Origin of the sequence: Coprothermobacter platensis DSM 11748 (assembly GCF_000378005.1) — a bacterium.
Classification (GTDB): domain Bacteria; phylum Coprothermobacterota; class Coprothermobacteria; order Coprothermobacterales; family Coprothermobacteraceae; genus Coprothermobacter; species Coprothermobacter platensis.
Map to the genome: position 1 here is coordinate 157328 of NZ_KB899040.1, position 16297 is coordinate 173624.

20 protein-coding genes are annotated in these 16297 nt (G+C 41.5%); 18 read left to right on the forward strand and 2 right to left on the reverse strand.

Annotated features, from left to right (window positions below; all coding sequences use genetic code 11):
* Window positions 1–17 precede the first annotated feature (17 nt).
* Window positions 18–536, reverse strand: a complete 519-nt coding sequence (locus D890_RS0100805) for an AAA-associated domain-containing protein (RefSeq protein WP_156802632.1) — start codon at window positions 534–536, stop codon at window positions 18–20.
* A gap of 176 nt (window positions 537–712) precedes the next feature.
* Between D890_RS0100805 and D890_RS0100810 the strand changes: the two genes are divergently transcribed.
* On the forward strand, window positions 713–1411 hold the full coding sequence (locus tag D890_RS0100810) for a flagellar brake protein (protein WP_018962631.1): 699 nt from the start codon (window positions 713–715) through the stop codon (window positions 1409–1411).
* Here the strand turns inward: D890_RS0100810 and D890_RS0100815 are convergent.
* Window positions 1393–1731 carry a methyltransferase gene (locus D890_RS0100815; protein WP_018962632.1) on the reverse strand — a complete coding sequence of 113 codons (339 nt, stop codon included), beginning with the start codon at window positions 1729–1731 and terminating at the stop codon, window positions 1393–1395. The two genes, D890_RS0100810 and D890_RS0100815, sit on opposite strands and share 19 nt — an antisense overlap.
* Window positions 1732–1769: 38 nt before the next feature.
* Between D890_RS0100815 and D890_RS0100820 the strand changes: the two genes are divergently transcribed.
* The 17 genes from D890_RS0100820 to D890_RS0100900 all read left to right on the forward strand — a co-directional run bounded on the left by D890_RS0100820 (window position 1770) and on the right by D890_RS0100900 (window position 16254).
* Window positions 1770–2894 carry a DUF2225 domain-containing protein gene (locus D890_RS0100820; RefSeq protein WP_051073659.1) on the forward strand — a complete coding sequence of 375 codons (1125 nt, stop codon included), beginning with the start codon at window positions 1770–1772 and terminating at the stop codon, window positions 2892–2894.
* Window positions 2891–3295 carry a chemotaxis protein CheW gene (locus tag D890_RS0100825; RefSeq protein WP_018962634.1) on the forward strand — a complete coding sequence of 135 codons (405 nt, stop codon included), beginning with the start codon at window positions 2891–2893 and terminating at the stop codon, window positions 3293–3295. The genes D890_RS0100820 and D890_RS0100825 overlap by 4 nt, the downstream gene beginning before the upstream one ends.
* 6 nt (window positions 3296–3301) lie before the next feature.
* Window positions 3302–5356 (forward strand): chemotaxis protein CheA, encoded by a 2055-nt coding sequence (locus D890_RS0100830; RefSeq protein ID WP_018962635.1) that lies wholly within the window; start codon window positions 3302–3304, stop codon window positions 5354–5356.
* Window positions 5343–5945, forward strand: a complete 603-nt coding sequence (locus D890_RS0100835; RefSeq protein WP_018962636.1) for a chemotaxis protein CheC — start codon at window positions 5343–5345, stop codon at window positions 5943–5945. The genes D890_RS0100830 and D890_RS0100835 overlap by 14 nt, the downstream gene beginning before the upstream one ends.
* Window positions 5942–6421, forward strand: a complete 480-nt coding sequence (locus D890_RS07465; protein WP_018962637.1) for a chemotaxis protein CheD — start codon at window positions 5942–5944, stop codon at window positions 6419–6421. Before D890_RS0100835 ends, D890_RS07465 begins: the two co-directional genes overlap by 4 nt.
* A gap of 2 nt (window positions 6422–6423) precedes the next feature.
* Window positions 6424–7026, forward strand: a complete 603-nt coding sequence (locus D890_RS0100845; RefSeq protein ID WP_156802633.1) for a sigma-70 family RNA polymerase sigma factor — start codon at window positions 6424–6426, stop codon at window positions 7024–7026.
* Window positions 7020–7706: a flagellar basal body rod C-terminal domain-containing protein gene (locus tag D890_RS0100850; RefSeq protein ID WP_018962639.1), complete on the forward strand. Its 687-nt coding sequence runs from the start codon at window positions 7020–7022 to the stop codon at window positions 7704–7706. Before D890_RS0100845 ends, D890_RS0100850 begins: the two co-directional genes overlap by 7 nt.
* 13 nt (window positions 7707–7719) lie before the next feature.
* A complete protein-coding gene (locus D890_RS0100855; protein ID WP_018962640.1) occupies window positions 7720–8385 on the forward strand; it encodes a flagellar basal body rod C-terminal domain-containing protein in 666 nt (221 codons plus the stop codon).
* A gap of 4 nt (window positions 8386–8389) precedes the next feature.
* Window positions 8390–9232 carry an HDOD domain-containing protein gene (locus D890_RS0100860; protein WP_018962641.1) on the forward strand — a complete coding sequence of 281 codons (843 nt, stop codon included), beginning with the start codon at window positions 8390–8392 and terminating at the stop codon, window positions 9230–9232.
* Window positions 9233–9273: 41 nt separating this feature from the next.
* Window positions 9274–9546: a hypothetical protein gene (locus tag D890_RS0100865; protein WP_018962642.1), complete on the forward strand. Its 273-nt coding sequence runs from the start codon at window positions 9274–9276 to the stop codon at window positions 9544–9546.
* Window positions 9515–9853 carry a hypothetical protein gene (locus D890_RS07930; protein WP_026291269.1) on the forward strand — a complete coding sequence of 113 codons (339 nt, stop codon included), beginning with the start codon at window positions 9515–9517 and terminating at the stop codon, window positions 9851–9853. The genes D890_RS0100865 and D890_RS07930 overlap by 32 nt, the downstream gene beginning before the upstream one ends.
* Complete coding sequence (flgK, locus tag D890_RS0100875; RefSeq protein ID WP_018962644.1) at window positions 9850–11505, forward strand: flagellar hook-associated protein FlgK; 1656 nt, start codon at window positions 9850–9852, stop codon at window positions 11503–11505. The genes D890_RS07930 and flgK overlap by 4 nt, the downstream gene beginning before the upstream one ends.
* A 10-nt stretch (window positions 11506–11515) precedes the next feature.
* Entirely contained in the window at window positions 11516–12589 is a 1074-nt protein-coding gene (gene flgL, locus D890_RS0100880; RefSeq protein ID WP_018962645.1) for a flagellar hook-associated protein FlgL, read from the forward strand.
* 35 nt (window positions 12590–12624) lie between these two features.
* Window positions 12625–12840 (forward strand): carbon storage regulator, encoded by a 216-nt coding sequence (locus D890_RS0100885; RefSeq protein WP_018962646.1) that lies wholly within the window; start codon window positions 12625–12627, stop codon window positions 12838–12840.
* Window positions 12830–14734 carry an O-antigen ligase family protein gene (locus tag D890_RS0100890; RefSeq protein ID WP_018962647.1) on the forward strand — a complete coding sequence of 635 codons (1905 nt, stop codon included), beginning with the start codon at window positions 12830–12832 and terminating at the stop codon, window positions 14732–14734. The genes D890_RS0100885 and D890_RS0100890 overlap by 11 nt, the downstream gene beginning before the upstream one ends.
* 52 nt (window positions 14735–14786) lie before the next feature.
* A complete protein-coding gene (locus D890_RS0100895) occupies window positions 14787–15110 on the forward strand; it encodes a flagellar export chaperone FliS (RefSeq protein ID WP_018962648.1) in 324 nt (107 codons plus the stop codon).
* Window positions 15111–15198: 88 nt separating this feature from the next.
* Window positions 15199–16254 carry a flagellin gene (locus D890_RS0100900; protein WP_018962649.1) on the forward strand — a complete coding sequence of 352 codons (1056 nt, stop codon included), beginning with the start codon at window positions 15199–15201 and terminating at the stop codon, window positions 16252–16254.
* The last annotated feature ends 43 nt before the right edge of the window (window positions 16255–16297 follow it).

Consider the following 16297-nt stretch of genomic DNA (forward strand, 5'->3'; position numbering starts at 1 on the left):
CTGTTATCAGTTTTTGTTCAATCTGATTCTTGCTGATCGCTCTGTTCTTCAGTATTGTCTTCTTCTACTTCGAGATGGATGGTCTGTTCGTCTGAATCTACCCACACGAGCTCGGCAAAACGCGCCCAGTCTAACAAGTTCCTTATGTAGTATTCCGTTTCTCTTTCACTGAAATCACCGTCGATAACGTTTTTTAAGAAATCCATATCAACGGCATGTTCGTCAGACTGTAAGAGTGCTGTTAACAATTGTGTCATGTATGGCAACTTGCTAAGAGATTCAGAAATGTAATGCTTTCTTTCTTCCATATCTTCGTCCGTAAACTGTTTCCCAACGTCCGTGAAAACCACGTCACCATTATCTACATCTACAAGACCAAACAACTGAGCGGTCTCAATAGTAGATATAAGCTCATCTATATCGTGACCTACTGTTCTTCCAAGTTTGTAAAGGTCTACGCGACCATGTTCGTCGTCCAAGATTTCTAAAAGTCCTAAAACTTCGCTAACGCGAGCTTTCGGCAATGGAACGTCCATTTTTTGCATCAGTCCTCCCTAAATGGTTATTTAAAGCCCTTACATAAACAATTTTACCATTATGAATGGTAATCCACCCTTTTGCTGGTGTAATAAAATATATCTTAGGAGGATAGGGAGGGCGCGGGGCCCTTATGTGGCTCTGCGTTTTTATACGCTATACTTAAATTGGCCCTATGAAAAAAGACAAAAGACCAGCTATAGGCGACAGAGGAATCTTAAAAGCGATAGATCCTAATAATAAGAAAGTGGAGTATTATTCTACTCGCGTAGAAGATATATCGGGCGACATTATTGCATGTTCTCAGCCCATGCATAGCCAGGCATATGTAAAAATATGGTCTCCAACCGTTGAATTTACGTATATTAAAGGGAACGCTATTTTCAGCTTGTCATGCGAAGTGATTAAGCAAAGGGTGGGGAACCCTCCTCAAATTTTGATAAGACCTGTCGGTGATATTAAGAGATCTGATAGGAGGCAGGAGGTGAGAGTCCCTTGGCTCATCCCGGCCAGTGTATTGTTTGCTGACCATTTGCCCGCAGACTTGGAAGCGTATTGGAAAGAGCATTATCCAGAAACCATAGATGCCACCATCTTGGATTTGAGTGCAGGGGGATGCCGTTTATCCGTGCAAGAATCTTTGAAGGTGAATGATCGACTATTAATTCGTTTTTGTGTCTCTCAACCCATAGAGCGGTGCTTTCTTGTACCTTCAGTGGTTAAACGTGTTGAAAAAGATGACGAAAATGGTTTATTTGTTGCCGGGATCCAATTCATGTCTATAACGGACAATGATAAAGACAAGCTATTTTCATGTATATTTTTCAAACAGCGAGAACTTATACAAAAAGGCTCTTACGAACCGGAGGGATGATCTTCTTTCCAAGCTAAAATAGCTGCAACGACTCCCCAAATAACAGCTACAGCGCAAACAAAATAAGAGCCCAGTGCTAAACCTACAGCGAGAAGCATTAAAGTTGTTCCTATGTACATGGGATGCCGAAGATAGTTATAGATGGATTTGCCGTTATTCAAGTAGTCAAAATGTTCCTCGGCACGTCCTATGAGATAGCCCCCAAACACCGCGCAAGCCAACCCTGCAACTACTAAAGAAGGATATAAAATATGGATAGTGGTTATGCCTAATGCCACAAGGATGGAAATGATCAACCATATAGGATTTATGTTTTTCAATACTATTCTTATACTCCTTATCTTATATAATAAATGACATGGAAGGTATTTATACAAAAAAGATGGTATGTCCCGTGTGCAAACAGGATGTGGATGTGCCACGTTTAAAGCATGGGGCTTACACCATTATTTCCAGAGATAGCGATTTGCATCCATGGGTAAGCGGTGTGAATCCAACTTATTATTTAGGTGTCATATGCCCCAATTGTGGGTATGCCGCTTTGGAGTCCCATTTTGAAGAATTGAAGCCAGATGAGCTTAAAAAACTACTCCCTCTGCTCGCTAAGAAACGATTAACGGGTACTAAGAGTATAACAGTAGAAAGAACATGGGATGACGCGCTGTTTATTCTTCTTTCTGTTTACGAACAATACGAAGTTAGGGGATCCGATCCATATAATTTGGGTTATATAGCTCAGAATATAGCATGGCTTTACAGAGAGAAGAAAGATAACGAAAATGAACAAACGTGGTTGCAGAAAAGCGTAGATTACTATTTACAGGCTTATGAAACCAGTGCTGATTTACCATCTACATTAGGAGAAGCCGGTTTAGGATATTTGATTGCGGACATATATTCAAGGCTTGGGCAATACAGGGACGCTCTTCAGTGGGCATCTCGCGTGGTGCAGATGCCAAAGAATCGTAAGAAGGTCCTTTTTGACCAACTTTCAAGAGAGTTATGGCAAAACCTTAGGGAAAATTATAAATCTGGGTCTAATGAAGAAGTTAACTGGAACACCACAATTCGTTCTGAGATACAATCTTTTTTCCAGTCTGAAGGTTTGCTTACAAGCACTTTTGATAAACTGATTAAGAATATCGGGCTTTGGGCCAGCGGAGAGAATTTACAGTACTTGGATCATTTGAAAAAAGAAGATGTTGAAGCGATTGCTTCTTTCGAATGGTTTGATCAACTGAAAGACGTTAGTAAGGGCCACAAATTAGAAGGAGATGCATTCTTAATAAAACTATTGCCTATGGGTACGGAGGAGCCAACGGTTTACCTTCTGCCAGATGCTATGCCTGATAGTTCGGCAATAGTTTTTACCAATAAAGAACCTGCAACAGGTATGAACAGCAGCGTAAGAGTATTGTGGCATGGTTATGGTTTCTTAAAGGGTACAATACAGACGTTGTACATCGTGGAGGTGCGGAAGTGAATGAATTCGTGGTCTTTACTTTAGGAGATAGAAAATATGCGCTTGCCCTCTCCCAGGTTGTTGAGATACTCACCCCAGGATCCGTATATCCCATTCCGGATAGTGAGCCTTATGTGTTAGGGCTTACGAATATTCGTGGTAGTATACTTCCGGTTGTTGATATAAGATCTTTTTTATCTGAACCTGAACGCCAAACGAATACGAAGCGTCACATATGGGTTCGCTGGGGTAACGAAGATATCGTCATAGTGGTAGACAGGGTAGAAGGTATTAAGAGAGTATCTGAGGACGACCTTAAGCAACCGCCTGAAGACATTACAAATCACAAGGGTTTGGAAGAGGTTTTCATGAGCGAAAACGACTTGGTCGTTGTGATAGATCCCTTAGCTTTAGTGGGGTGAGCGCACATGGATGATATGAACGAGTATTTACCCATTTTTTTACAAGAAAGTTACGATTATATAAACTTGCTCAATAATAACTTGGTTTTGCTTGAGCAAGATCCTGGCAATAAAGAAGCATTGGCAGAAGTTTTTAGAGCGGCTCATACACTTAAAGGCATGTCCGCCACCATGGGATTTCAGCCGTTGGCTGATGCGTCTCATGCTCTCGAGAGCGCTCTGCAAATGTACAGAGACAGTCACCAACCTGTGGCTGAAAGTGCTATAGAACTTGGATTTAAGGTTTTGGATTATGTTGAGAGGCAAGTAAAAAGAGTTGAAGACGGTGAAGTCCTTGAGCCCTTTGAGCAAATGCCATTAGACGTGCAAGGTGAATCGAAAGAACATTCAAATCCGATGGAAAATCAGCCGGCTTCTACCGAATTTAACTTGGGTGTTTATGAAGAAGAAGTAGTTAGGACTGCCTTGGAACAAGGACAAAAGGCTTCCATTATTAGAGTAGTATTAGAACCTGGTGTGCTTATGAAAGGCGTTCGAGCTTTTATGGTATTCAAAGCCATAGAAGACAATGGATTTGAGGCCATTGGCTCTGAGCCTGATGCGGAAAGTCTTGAAAAGGAAGAATTTGAGAACGAATTCAAGGTGCTTATTGTAGGAAATGGCGATGTAAATGTACTCAGGGACAAGATTTTACGTATAGCGGAAGTAAGTGCTGTAGAGGTAACAGAAATTAACGCCAACATGTCAGGAAAAAGATCGGATAGTAGCCAAGAAAGAGAAAATCCTATAGCAGAAAAAACTGTGGCTGTTCAGGAAGAAGCAGCTAATAAAACAGCAATCAAACAAGAGAAAGAGAATTCACCTGAGAAAATAACCATGGAAGAACAAGATCAGCAAAAGAAGGCAACAAGAAATTACATTCGTGTTCCCGAAGAACATGTGGAAAGCCTTATGTCAGCCATATCTGAGTTGGTATTGGAAAAAGCAGAGCTCGAGCTGGCAATACGGAGTGGAAATCAGGAGTCTTTACTTTCTCTGTTTGAGCGTATTAATCGTTCCATAAATGTGGCTCAGACGGAGATTACTGCTCTCAGAATGACGCCGCTTTCTTTTGTTTTTGAACGTTTTCCAAGAATGGTGCGTGATTTGTCTCGCGAGTTAGGTAAGCAAGTACGTTTTATCATGGAGGGCGGGGACACAGAAATTGACAGAACGATCATAGACAGATTAGGTGATCCCCTGGTTCATGTTTTACGTAATGCTATCGATCATGGGATTGAAAAGCCAGAAGATCGTGTTAAGGCAGGCAAAGACCCAACAGGAACGGTAAAACTACGCGCTTACCATGAAGGCAACAATGTTTATATTGTAGTGGAAGATGATGGCGAAGGTGTAGATACATCTAAAGTTCTATCAAAAGCCATTGAGAAGGGCCTTGTTAGTCAGGAACAAGCTTCTTATTTGTCTCAGGAGGAAATAATTAATTTCTTGTTTTTGCCTGGTTTCTCAACATCTACAGAGATTTCCGAGATTTCTGGGCGAGGTGTTGGACTCGATGTGTTCAAGAACACTGTGGAAGAACTGGGCGGGTCTGTTCAGTTGAAGTCGGTGTTGGGTAAAGGTACGACTGTTATAATGAGGCTTCCACTTACTATGGCAATCATAAGCGCTTTATTGGTGAAGGTACAAGATTTAGTGTTTGCCTTACCATTGTCTGTTGTAGAAGAGATTAGTAACGATGTGGATGCTGTTAAAGAAACGCCTCAGGGGGATGTGCTTTTACTGCGTGGAGAACTTTTACCAGTTTATTCGCTGAGTAAATTGTTAAAACTTCAGGGCGATAATAAAAATAACCACATCATTGTTATAAAAAACGGACAGAAGAAAGCCGCTCTATTGGTGGCAGAAACAGTGGGCAAACAGGAAATTGTTATTAAGCCGTTAAAATCAAGGTTCGTTCCGAGATATGTTGATGGCGCAACACTGTTAGGTGATGGTACGATAAGTTTGGTGATAAATATTTCAAGTCTGCTGGAGGGTTATGCTAATGTCAGAGGATAACATAAGCAATCCTATATTGTTGGATGCGCTTAAGGAACTTGCTAATATAGGAACAGGACATGCTGTAACGGCTTTATCTTCCATGATTGGAAAGTTCGTTAGCATCACCGTACCGGAGGTTTATCTGGAAAGCATATCAAAGGTAGCTGATGTGCTGGGGAACCCAGAAGAAGAAGTTGCCGCTTCGTATGTCGGCTACCATGGAGAGCTTGATGGCGGAGCTATGCTTATCTTTGACTCTGCATCTACTCACGGACTTGTGCAAACACTTATGGGCGCTGATATGGATTTAACTGATCCCATGGCCATGTCTATGATGCAAGAGGTTGGAAATATACTGGTAGGCTCATTTGTGAGTGCTCTGGCGAGTTTCTTCGGTAGCACAATTTACGCCGAGCCGCCCGGTGTTGCAGTGGATATGCTCGGAGCGGTTTTAAATGTCTTATTGGCTGAAGTTGGACAACATGCTGATCATCTGATTGTAGCAAAAACGACGATCGCCATCGAAGATGTGAACATAAGAGGTTGGATTGTAGACATACCAACCCCTGAGAGCTTTCAAAGGATAACAGAAAAACTCGGCTTATGAGCGACATGGTTAATGTTGGCATAGGAGAAGTGGCAGTTTTAACGAATCCTGGCAGAATTGCTGCTATCGGACTCGGTAGTTGTGTTGCTGTGGCTGTGTTTGACCCCGTAGCTAAAGTAGGCGGAATGGTCCACGTCTTGTTGCCAGATTCCAGGGGGCAAAAGACAGACCTGCCGGGAAAGTTTGCTGATACGGGTGTCCCATATTTGTTCAAATTATTGGAAGAAAAGGGCGTAAGGAAAGAACGCGTTATTGTCAAAATAGCTGGTGGCGCTTCTCTCATGAATGTTAATGTTGGTGGATTCGGAGATATAGGTAAGAGAAACATAGAAGCGGTTAAGAGTCAGTTAGAACGTCTTGGTGTGAGGATACAAGGCGAGGATGTAGGAGGAAATGAGGGTAGAACGCTAATTTTAGATTTGGCTCAAGGCACGTTCAATGTCAAGACCAGTAGAGGTGCGTTTAGGCAGTTTTGACCATGATTGAAAAAGGTTTAATAGGAGCAGCTAAAAGAGGCGATGATAAAGCTCGTGAGCAGGTGCTTCTTGGTCTTGAAAGAGTTATTGAACGTCAAGCTTCGCAGCTTACTTACTACAACATTGCGTTGGAGTGGGACGACCTTTTGGCAGTTGGTCTGATAGCAGCCAACGAAGCTATAGATTTATATAACATGGAGAGTGAAGTTCCGTTTGAATCTTTCGTATCAAGGGTAATACGCAATAAAATGGTAGATTATTTGAGAAGTGTAGGGACATTTACAAAAAATGATGTAGCAAAATATCGTCAGGGACAATTAACCTTAAGTAAAGAAGAGCTCTCCTTGGAAGCTCTTATAGAACAAGGAATTGAAGAAGTTGGGGAACAAGATATTGTTCTTGAGCTGGATGAAGCTTTGGATAAACTACCAGAGAAATACAAACAGATTTTACAGTTTAGATACGTAGATAATTTGTCGGTGAAGGAAGCTGCGGACATATTGGGTGTTACTCCTGGGCGTGTTTCTCAGATGGTAAAAGAAGCTTTGGACGTTTTAAGGGAAAGTATTGGTATAAAATTCAATAAGGGTGATGGGAGATGCTAAGAGGAATTTATAATGCTGTATCAAGCAACCTTATGCTTTTAAGAGCCCAAGACGTTATAGAAGATAATTTGCTTCATATCCAAACACCGGGATATAAACAGAAAAATTTCGCATATGAACTTACTGAACAACGGGACATAAACGGTATCAACAACAGCCTGGCTTATGGTGAGCTCTTATCGTATCCATATGTCTCTCTTTCTCAAGGTAGCCTGAACGAAACAGACAGAAAACTTGATTTAGCAGTCTCTGGAGGATTTGTCGCAGTGGATGCCAATGGGCAGCGCATGTGGGCAAGCAGCGTCCAAATGCTTCTTGATGACCAGGGCTATCTCATAACACCCGAAGGATATCGGGTGTTAGGTAAAAACGGTCCTATCAAGTGGAATGATGATTATTCCATTGATGATAACGGGAACATACTTTTGAACGGTAATGTTGTTGACAGCTTCACAGTATCTGACATAAACGTACAACAAGTTGTGGATGACAAGTATTTTATTGGGCAACAAATTCAAGCGCCTTTAAAGGTTATGCAAGGTTATCTGGAAAGTTCAAACGTTAATGAAGTAGATCAAATGAGTCAGCTAATGAGCATCCTGAGACAGTATCAATCCAATGTAAAAGTGATTCAGACAGAGGATGGAACATTGGCGAAACTTATAAACGTGATGATTTAAAGGAGGTGGGTAAATGGTTGAATTATATGGAATTGCGAGAGCTGGTATGAAGTTATCCACCGATTATCTGAATATTGTTTCGTTCAACATGGCAAATGTGAATACAGACGCTTTTAAATCGCTTGTACCAGTTGAATCTTCCGGCTTTTCACATGATTTCTCCGTGGTAAATGGTAAAGCGTCTTTAGTAGATAATGCTTACCTTTTTTCCATAAATGATCAGTCTATGGGGGCATTAAATCCCACAGAGGGGTTTGCGCTCACAAACAGTAACGCCTATTTTGTTGTCAGTGATGGAAATAACAAGTGGCTCACGCGCGATGGTGATTTTCAACTGGATCAGAGTGGTTTAGTTACGTGGCGCGGTTTGCGCGTTCTTAATAAGAATGGTGCACCGGCGAATGCAACAGACTTGAGTAATGGAGATCTATTTTTCGCTCAGGCAGATACAGAACGTTACGATCGAGATAGCATAGGCTTTGTAAGCCAGGGGCGTGAACAGCTACTAACGGCTGATCAAGCAGGGTTCACAACTGGTGCCATGGAAACATCTAACGTAGATGTCGCTTCGGAAATGGTAAATCTAATTGTTGCTCAACGAGCATATCAATTTTCTGCAAAAGCTTTCCGCAATGCTGACGACTTAATTGAAGCAAGCTTGAACTTGAAGGGAGCATAGTTTAATGAGTATACCTTCACTGCCTGAACTTATAGACCAGGTGGACACTGTTTTACCTGTGCCGTCTGTGGCGATGCAAGTGGTAAAACTGTTGGATCAACCCGATAGCAATGTTAGAGATGTTGCAGACGTATTGGCGCAAGACCAAGGGCTTACGGCTAATGTTTTAAAACTTGCGAATTCCGCCTATTATGGTATGCCCAGAAGGGTTAGTCTTCCAGTGGAGGCTGTCGCTTTGCTTGGTTTTAAGACAGTTAGAAGCATTGTGTGGTCATCAGTTATGGAAGTTCTCTATAACAAACCATTGGTAGGATACAAATTGGAAAGTGGTGCGCTGTGGGAACATTCACTGGCAGCCGCTGTTATAGGCAAGTATTTAGCCAACAGTTTTAAGCTCAAAGATCCAGAAAGCTTTTATGTATCTGGACTTCTTCATGATGTTGGTAAACTTGTTCTCAACATTTATCTTCCAGTTGAGTTTGGAAAAGTAATCGGTTTAGTAGAACATGGAAAAACGTTTAGCGAAGCAGAAAAAGAAGTGCTTGGTTATGACCATGCAGAAATAGGCGGACTCATCTGTGATAAGTGGCATCTTCCTGAGAACATCGTTGATGGTGTTAGATATCATCATTCACCTCAAGAAGGTTCAGAGAGCGCTCGAATAACACACCTAAGCAATGCCATGGCATTAATGATGGGGTATGGTTCCATGGGGGCTGCTTCGATGGCTTCTTCTTTTGACGAGTCGGTACTTTATTCTTTTGTTTCTAGCGAAGAAGAGTGGCTTGATATTCTTGATAAAGCCGAAGAGCAAGTACTTTTAGCAATGCATGCTACCGCTTTCTAAAGAATTGTTCTTATGATCCGAATAGATAAATGGTGATGCATATGAAGATAAATGGTAGTGAGTTCATCGATCCTAAACATATAGATTTGGTTAAACGTGTTTCTCAAAAGTTCAGCTTAAATGAGGCACAAAAAGCTGAGAAAAAAGGAGAAAGCAGTACTGATGTTATTTTAGCTAAGGTTCTACAACAATTCAAAGTTGGACGTAGTGAATATGTCGAAAGTGTGAAGACCAGGAACGTAGATGCTGATCATACTACAAAGCAAATAGCAGAATCGCTCGTTGAAAAAACAAAAGAAGATGCAGGAAGATAATTTAAGTTTAGTCAAGAATGCTCGGCGATTAATAGGAGAGTTAACAGCATGTTATGCTGGGTTACGTTCTGATAATGTTGAGGAATTGACAACTAACCTGGAGGAGGCCATAAAGGAAATGACTGAATCGTTTAACGCTTTAGGAAATACTGAAATACCTTCTGATGTTATGGATGAAGTTGTCGCTTTTGTGCATGATCTGGAGAATTTGGTTAGTTTGCAGCGTGAAGTACTTGGTTTTTATGAATCCATGTTTTCTTCTAACGTGCAGACCTATGGCCCTTCTGGAAAGGTGAATAAGAAATGATTTGGTCACTGGAAATAGCTAAAAGAAGTCTTCAAGCGCAAATGCTTGCCTTAGACGTGACATCTCATAATATTGCTAATGCTAATACGACTGGCTATAGTAGGCAGGAAGCAGTGTTTAGCCCAACGCAGCCATATGGTGTCGTTTCATGGCTTGGTACTACATATCCGGGCCAAGTGGGTACAGGTGTGCAGATAAGTAGTATCCGTAGATTGAGGAATGAATTTGTCGATGCCAACTACAGAAATGTAAATTCTGAAGATTCCTATTATGGTGCCAAGGATCAGATTTATGGTATTCTGGAAAGCTCTATAAATGAACTCAAAGACACAGGCTTGGAAAAAGCTTTTAGTGACTTTTTTGACGCTTGGCAAGAAGGTAGTGTAAGCCCAGAAGATCCTACTGTCAGACGTATTATTGTAGAGCAGAGCCAGAACTTGGTTGATTCATTCAAATATGTTCAGACACAGTTAACGTCTGCAAGGCAAGAAGCGGATTTCCAAATAAGCAATTCAGTAGAACGAATAAATGATATAGGCAAAGAAATTGCAAAACTAAATGAACAAATCTCGCTTTCACTCAACCAAGGGCAACAACCGAACGACATGTTAGATCAACGTGACAATTTACTGGATGAATTATCTCAATATGTGAATACGCAAAAAGTGCAACTATCTGATGGCTCTATATCTGTTTTTATAAATGGACTTTCTTTTGTCGATGATAGAGTGGTAAATGAGCTAAAGGCCATCGACAATGACCAAGTAAAAGATGATGGAAGCGGTAATTATTCATATTTCGATGGTTCACGAACGTATTCTGTTCTGCCAGGTTTAATTACGGATGGTAAGTGGAATGGCAACATAAAACTTGGTGAAGAAGACCAATACAATGGGCATGTGTCAACACTTTGGATGTCCATGGGCGATAAGCTTGTACCCTTGGATGATAGACACTTGAATAGCGGAAAGCTCAAAGGTTTAGTAGAAACGCGTGATGATGTCATCGCTTACGGAACAGACCCAGGTAAAGGTTTGTTAGATAAAGTAAATCAAACAGCATTCTTCTTATTTAGCAAAGTTAATGCCATTTTGCAACAGGGGTCTTATAACAGCGGCGGTACTGTAACTCCTTATGCTGGGAGAACATTTTTTACTTTTGATTCATCTGCTCCTAACAATGTAATTTCCAGCGTGACATTGGACAGTGCAGTCGTTAACGATCCTAATCAACTTCCTTTAGGTGTTTCTGGTGAATCAGGGGATGGTTCTTTAGCCCTGCTTATTGCTCAAGAACAAGACAGTGCGTTAGAAACAACCCCAAACACGCCTAACGGGGCTGTACCATGGCCGCCAACCGATCCTCTGTTTCCGGCAATACCTCAGTTTTTAAAAGGTCAAAGCGCGCAGCAAAGTTGGCGGACGATGGTAGCGGAATGGTCATCTGACATATCCAAGAATAAGGCGTTCCTGACAGGTACAGAAAGTGTAAAGAATGACCTTTCACTACTGAGAAGTTCAGAATCTGGTGTTAATTTGGATGAAGAAGTAGTGAACATGATACGTTTCCAAAAGGGTTATGCTATGTCAGCTCGTATAGTGACTATAGTAGATAACATGCTGGATGCCATCATAAACATGGGAGCGAGGTAGGTGATAGGGCATGAGGATAACGTCTTCTTATCAATATGAACGAAGTGTACAGACGATGCAGACATTGTTGGGGAAATTAACAGATTTTCAAGATCAACTGTCAACATTGAAACAAATTCAAAAGCCATCAGATTCTCCTTTGGATAGCGCTCTAGTCATGAACTGGAAAGCGTATGGGGTTCAGGTAGATCGTTGGCAGAATAACATCAAAGAGATTGAAAATCGTTATTCTTATACGGAACAAAACTTGACACATGTAAAAGATCTCATGCTCAATGTGCGTGATCTTGTTATTCGTGGTGGTGGGAGCGACGCATTAGGTCCTGACGAAAAAGAGGCCGTAAGCAAACAGATGGTCCAGCAAGCGGAGGAAATGCTAAGTGCTCTGAATGCAAAATATGGTGGCCGGTTTGTTTTGGCTAATGCTGAGGTAACAAACCCTGCGGATCCTTCTTGGAAACCTTTCAAGGTTGTCGTAGATGATGGAACCGGTAGTTATGTGTTTAAAGATAGCATATCGCAAGCTGAAGAGGCAGTGGAACAAAATCATGCTGACGGTAAGACAGACAGTAAATGGATGGTTGTATTTGAGCCGAAAGAGTTTAGTGAGCTTTCGGATTCAGATAAGAAAACAGTTTCTGTAGAAATAGGAAGTCATACAACTATGCCTCAAGTGCTTGCTGTGGAAGACTATTTCACCCTAAAGCCTATTACTATCGATGGGAATAATTACCATACGGTGGATATGTTTGACAAGCTATATGGTTTTGTGAACACACTGAAGAATGGTGGATCATTGGCTTCTGCAGATAACACCGGAAAAACAGGGTTAGATTATACCGATGAAATACTGGATAAATTGACGGATTCTATTGCCAGTATAGGTGCTCGTGTACAACGCCTTGATACCATGACCAGTTTTTATAATAACGTCAGTACTAACGTAGAATCTCTTCGTAGCTCTTACGAGGATGCTGATTTGGCAAAAACATACACGGAATATACGAAGTTCAATACAAGTTATCAGTCGCTATTAAAGGTTATAGCATCGATAACGCCGTTGTCCTTAGTGAATTACTTGTAGTTAGGTCTAAATATATTTTTATCTGTGGGTGATGGATGTACGTTTTAAAGCGAAAAACAGGGGAAGGAATAAGGATTTCAAGAGACATTACCTTATATGTTCTCGGTGTAAGTGGTAATGAGGTTAAAATCGGCATAGAAGCGCCGAAAGATATACCCATCTTGCGATTAGAAATTCTGGAGACTACCATGAATGCATCCTCTGCGTTTAACTCTGATAAACTCAAAGAGATTTTAAAAGATGAAAATTAGAGAACTCACCGATTTTAATTTCTTTGCGTTAAAAGAAGTATTGCTATGTACGTTCATAGCTGCTTCCATCGTTATCCCTTCTAATTGGGTAGCAATATGTGGTTTGATATATGTTTTCCTGGCTCCCACGATAGTGGTTTTAGTCCTTTCTAAGCGCACGTGGAGTTCTTTTACGTTTCCTAAGGCATATTTCCTTAGCGCTATAGCTGTTTTGGGTGGCATTTTGTTATTCAGACGCCAAAGTACAATACTTATCTCTTGGCCCGTTTTGCTTTATGCTTTTCTTCTCGCTGTTCATCCGCTCTTTAAGGGTATGGTAACTGCTATAGGTTCTTCAGACAGAACTACGGGTGCTTGGGTGCGCTTATGCGCGTTATTTGCCGGTATTGCTGCGTGGAATCTTGCTAATCCTTTTCCGTACGTATTAAAACTATGGATACTTGCTGTTCCAGCATTAGCCCTCAGTGTAACGATAATCTTAGGTAAAAGGAATGTTTTCTATATATCTGGGAAGAATAGTTTTGGCAGAGAATTCGGTAGTATGGGGAACCCCATGGCAACAAGTAGTTTGCTTGTTCTATCACTTCCCGTATTTGCGGAACTCACCTTTATCGGTGTTGGAACCCATCAGTATTGGTACTTGTTATTCTTACCATTGTATCTTTATGGTTTGCTATCTTCTGCTGGGAGAGGTACGGTTGTTGGCGTTGTTTTAAGTTTACCGTTAGTGGTTTATGTTGCTTATAATTACAGTCCTTGGTGGCTTGTTGCAGGATTGGTATGCGTACTTGGTGTAGCGTGGGTGGCTCGCGATTATATTAAGCAGCTTTATCAGAGAACGTTGTGGATGATAAAAAGGGGCATCGGGAAAGAACCACGTTTCCTTCTGTGGAGGGATGCGTTGTCTTTCTATATAAAAAATCCATTGGGGACTGGATATGATTCATTTAGAAGAGCTTTCATGCCTTATCGTTCGAAAGAATCTTATTTAGCGGAACCGACGGTGCATTATGACAAAGTCCATAATGTGTTCTTGGAAGAATTGGTAGAAGGTTCTTTTTTTGCCCTTTTGTTGTTTGTCGTTATCCTTGCTCAGTGTTTCGTAAAAGGCCCTTGGGTTATTAAGGCATCTTTGCTTGCGTTTGTTGGAGATGCTTTCTTCACGATCTACGATCCCGCAAATTGGTTCTATATGTGGCTTCTTTTCATACTTGTTCCTTTTAATACTGTAATAGGAACATACTGGCTTTATCCGGTAATGGCGATAACACTTTTTACATTTGTACTTTTATCTCTGGATTATATGCCACAAATTGTCGCTGGAAACGGGGAAGCTGCACGCATACGTGGAGAACGCGACATCGCAGCGCAATTGTTTAATGCTGCATATACAACATTTCCTTGGAGTATAGACTATTTGTCTGAGTGGGCACTCCTTCAAATGAGCCTCCTCAATGAGGCAAAGATGAACGATGAAATGGCTTTGGGTTACCATAATACATTTAAGAACTTGGAACCTTATATAAAGCGATATGCTCCCAATGTTGACGATATCTACGCATCATGGCTCATGTTTTGTGGCAAATATTCATCTTTAAGAAATGAAGGACAGCGTATTTACGATTTACTTCAGCACATCAACCCTTATGGTATGCGTGTAAGAAAAGCATTTGCTCACTATCTTGGAAACATTAACAACTGGGATATGGCTATGTCTCTGCTGGAAGAAAACATAAAAGAGTATCCTTTTGACGCTGATTCGTATTATATGCTTGTTCTGGCTTGCTATCAACAAAGTTTGTGGAGTACAGCACGGCAATATTTCCGACTTTGGAAAGAACGATTCCCTAACGATTCGCGTTTGCCTCAACTTGAACAAGTTTTAGGAATCTAATTAATGGGCAATGAATTCCGAATAATGATATGTCAGGAGGTGTAAGAATATAATGCCAAATGCTTATGGTAAGGCTCGTCAAACATTCATAGAACAGGAAATAATGAATGCGCCTGTGCAGAAGTTGGTGCTTCTGGTTTACGACCTCATCATTACATCTCTACAAAAAGGCGATACACTAAAAGCACGTGCCGCCATTAAAGAACTTATCGACGGATTGGATTTTGAGAATGGTGGAGATGTAGCTCGTAATCTGATGAGCCTTTATGAATATGCTTATCGCATGATCGGGGAATCGCAGATAGATGAAGCGCTAAAGATTTTTCAAGAACTTAGAGAAGCTTGGGTTCAGGCATTTTTCCCAAACGGTTACTAAAATAATTGCTGTCATTTACCGAATTAAGTAATGGAATGGGCATGAAGCCCTTATCCAAAAATAAACTCCATGAAGGAGGAGAGAAAGTATGGCACAGGCTGATCTTAGTAGGATCAACTCGAACATTGGTGCGTTGAATGCGCTAAACTCTTTACGAACAATCCAGAATGACATGGCACTTCGCCAACTTCGTTTGGCGACAGGTAACAGAATCACTCAAGCAGCTGACGATCCAGCAGGTTTTCGTATTGCTGTAAAGTTAAACGCTAGGTCCAGAGGCCTTTCTCAGGCTGTTGATAACATCGGTGATGCAAAGAACATGCTTTCCACAGCAGAGACAGGTCTTACAAAGGTGAAAGATTTGCTTCTTACCATTAGAGACAAACTAGTCACCGGTGCAAACGACACGTTGGGCTCAGAAGAGCGTTTGGCTATTGCACAGCAAGTGCGTGAGTACATGCATGAAATCACGCGTACCGCTCACGAAACCAGATGGAACGATATCGGCTTATTGGACGATTCTGCACCAGCCGCCTCTACAAGTGCTGCTTCCACAACATTCTATTTCCAGACAGGCTCCGATGCTAATGAGACTACCGTTTGGGCCAGAGGGTTTAAGATTCTAACCAACGGTACTTCCGAAGATGACTGGAATGTTAATTGGACTACTCAAGCTGGCAGCTTGTCTGTAACATTTGCTGATGCTCGCAACACGGCATCTGTAAAGTCTTACAGTGTGTATGACAGTGCCAGCGGACTTGCGCCAACGGATGCTAAGTTCACAGTCAAGGATGTTTATCAATCCTTAGGTGTCGGTGTGCTTGGCGGTATTGGAAGTGCGAGTGACACATCTAACGTTAACGCTTCAGTAAACGCACTACTCAAGAATGTTGACGCGGCTATCAGAGGTGTATCTGATTGGGTAGCGAGCATCGGTGCTCTTAGTGCAAGGTTAGACAGCAAATCCCAGTCTGTTGCTGCTATGCAGGTAAACGTTGAAGCTTCTTATAACAGAATCTTCAATGCTGACATGGCTTATGAACAACTTCAACTGACGAAGTCTCAGATTTTACAGCAGACTGCTGTTTCTATGTTAGCTCAGGCTAACACAGCTCCTCAGCAGATTTTGACACTCTTCAGGTAAACGTAAACAAACAGAGTTCTGATGAGCCCCTGAGGGGCTCATC

What these genes read in the sequence shown, in the direction of transcription:
- D890_RS0100805 (WP_156802632.1), bottom strand. Translation starts at nt 536, where the DNA reads ATGGACGTTCCATTGCCGAAAGCTCGCGTTAGCGAAGTTTTAGGACTT.
- D890_RS0100810 (WP_018962631.1), top strand. Translation starts at nt 713, where the DNA reads ATGAAAAAAGACAAAAGACCAGCTATAGGCGACAGAGGAATCTTAAAA.
- D890_RS0100820 (WP_051073659.1), top strand. Translation starts at nt 1,770, where the DNA reads ATGGAAGGTATTTATACAAAAAAGATGGTATGTCCCGTGTGCAAACAG.
- D890_RS0100830 (WP_018962635.1), top strand. Translation starts at nt 3,302, where the DNA reads ATGGATGATATGAACGAGTATTTACCCATTTTTTTACAAGAAAGTTAC.
- D890_RS0100835 (WP_018962636.1), top strand. Translation starts at nt 5,343, where the DNA reads ATGTCAGAGGATAACATAAGCAATCCTATATTGTTGGATGCGCTTAAG.
- D890_RS07465 (WP_018962637.1), top strand. Translation starts at nt 5,942, where the DNA reads ATGAGCGACATGGTTAATGTTGGCATAGGAGAAGTGGCAGTTTTAACG.
- D890_RS0100845 (WP_156802633.1), top strand. Translation starts at nt 6,424, where the DNA reads ATGATTGAAAAAGGTTTAATAGGAGCAGCTAAAAGAGGCGATGATAAA.
- D890_RS0100850 (WP_018962639.1), top strand. Translation starts at nt 7,020, where the DNA reads ATGCTAAGAGGAATTTATAATGCTGTATCAAGCAACCTTATGCTTTTA.
- D890_RS0100855 (WP_018962640.1), top strand. Translation starts at nt 7,720, where the DNA reads ATGGTTGAATTATATGGAATTGCGAGAGCTGGTATGAAGTTATCCACC.
- D890_RS0100860 (WP_018962641.1), top strand. Translation starts at nt 8,390, where the DNA reads ATGAGTATACCTTCACTGCCTGAACTTATAGACCAGGTGGACACTGTT.
- D890_RS0100865 (WP_018962642.1), top strand. Translation starts at nt 9,274, where the DNA reads ATGAAGATAAATGGTAGTGAGTTCATCGATCCTAAACATATAGATTTG.
- flgK (WP_018962644.1), top strand. Translation starts at nt 9,850, where the DNA reads ATGATTTGGTCACTGGAAATAGCTAAAAGAAGTCTTCAAGCGCAAATG.
- flgL (WP_018962645.1), top strand. Translation starts at nt 11,516, where the DNA reads ATGAGGATAACGTCTTCTTATCAATATGAACGAAGTGTACAGACGATG.
- D890_RS0100885 (WP_018962646.1), top strand. Translation starts at nt 12,625, where the DNA reads ATGTACGTTTTAAAGCGAAAAACAGGGGAAGGAATAAGGATTTCAAGA.
- D890_RS0100890 (WP_018962647.1), top strand. Translation starts at nt 12,830, where the DNA reads ATGAAAATTAGAGAACTCACCGATTTTAATTTCTTTGCGTTAAAAGAA.
- D890_RS0100895 (WP_018962648.1), top strand. Translation starts at nt 14,787, where the DNA reads ATGCCAAATGCTTATGGTAAGGCTCGTCAAACATTCATAGAACAGGAA.
- D890_RS0100900 (WP_018962649.1), top strand. Translation starts at nt 15,199, where the DNA reads ATGGCACAGGCTGATCTTAGTAGGATCAACTCGAACATTGGTGCGTTG.